Origin of the sequence: Bradyrhizobium sp. AC87j1 (assembly GCF_002936975.1) — a bacterium.
Classification (GTDB): Bacteria; Pseudomonadota; Alphaproteobacteria; order Rhizobiales; family Xanthobacteraceae; genus Bradyrhizobium; species Bradyrhizobium shewense.
The window spans coordinates 1-1207 of record NZ_PTFE01000250.1; the positions used below are offsets into that span (position 1 = coordinate 1).

At 58.7% G+C, this 1207-nt stretch carries 1 protein-coding gene; it reads left to right on the forward strand.

What is annotated here, in order from left to right; genetic code table 11:
- Positions 1-582: 582 nt before the first annotated feature.
- Positions 583-867: a DUF3892 domain-containing protein gene (locus tag CV770_RS41135; RefSeq protein ID WP_104466321.1), complete on the forward strand. Its 285-nt coding sequence runs from the start codon at positions 583-585 to the stop codon at positions 865-867.
- Positions 868-1207: the final 340 nt, after the last annotated feature.

Below are 1207 nucleotides of genomic sequence, written 5' to 3' on the forward strand. Positions count from 1 at the left end.
GCACACCTGTTGAACGCCATCATGCGGCGGCTGTAGAGACGACCGCGGAAAGAACCATGAACCCGGCAGTGGATCACTTTTGTCTATCGGGGTTGACATCGTGCCCGCGATTAAAGAACGGACGACTCTCTAGAAGCGTGCGAATGCGCGCAGCGATCTTCCGTGCCTCCTCGGGCCCGCGGTCGAGTTTCACGCAATCTAGGATGCCCAACACTTCCTGAGCCTCCTGGCATCAAACGTCGCGACTTGGCGATCTGCCAGGCTCAACAACGGATCGACCGCAAGCGCCTGATTGGCTGCAAGAACCGCAAGCGCTTGCGACCGCAGGGACGTGATGTGCCGCTCGAATGTGTGCATTCGTTGGCCTGTAGCTACCTTGTAAGGTGGCGTCGCAAGCGCCAGTGGCCAGCCCCGCCTATGAAGACTGTGGTTGGCCACCTTTGCTCCAGAGATATTCCCGAGGCGCCACCAGATAATGGCGCAGACAAGTAACCGGGGCACCTACCTGAATTGGTCGGCGGCATGGTCCGCCACTGAACGCTAACCTTGTTGCTCCTTTTGCATGCGGAAGAAGAGAGCCCCGTGGCGAGACTCGCACGCGTTCGTTGCATCAGCAAGACCGACAGGACGAATCCACACGAGAGAATTAGCAGCATCGGCGGGGTATATTCGAACGGAAGTCACTGGAAGCAATCTGTCGTTCAGACGATCCGAGACATCGAAAGCGGCGCGTGGGAATTCTATGTCCAGGAAGACGGGCTCACTGCTGGTTTGATCGTGGCCAAACACGAAGGGCACAAGTACATCAAGACGACGGCAGACGGCATTCAGCCAGACAATCTTCTTTCACTCGCTGAGTGTCCGTGATGCTTGTCCATCCCAGATCGACGGTAGTGCGGGCGCAACTCGGCGCCGTTCGGCGCTTTGATAGCCCAGTTGCCAAGGCATGAGCAGAGGGCGTGGCCGGTCCAGGCCGATGCCGATACCGACCGAGTCCCATTCGCTCTTGCTGATGAGGACGCCACGCAGGTATTTCGCGAGCGCGTCATTGTTGCGTCGCGGCGGCATGGCGCCGGTGTCGTGTTCTTTGAGCCATCACGAAGGTCTGTTCGTCGGTAGTCAGGGTGAGGCGGGTTGTCCATGCGTTCTGGTTAATGGCGTGGTGTCTTTCGTTGGTTATGGTCGCAAGGTCAGCCGTGCGGGTGGG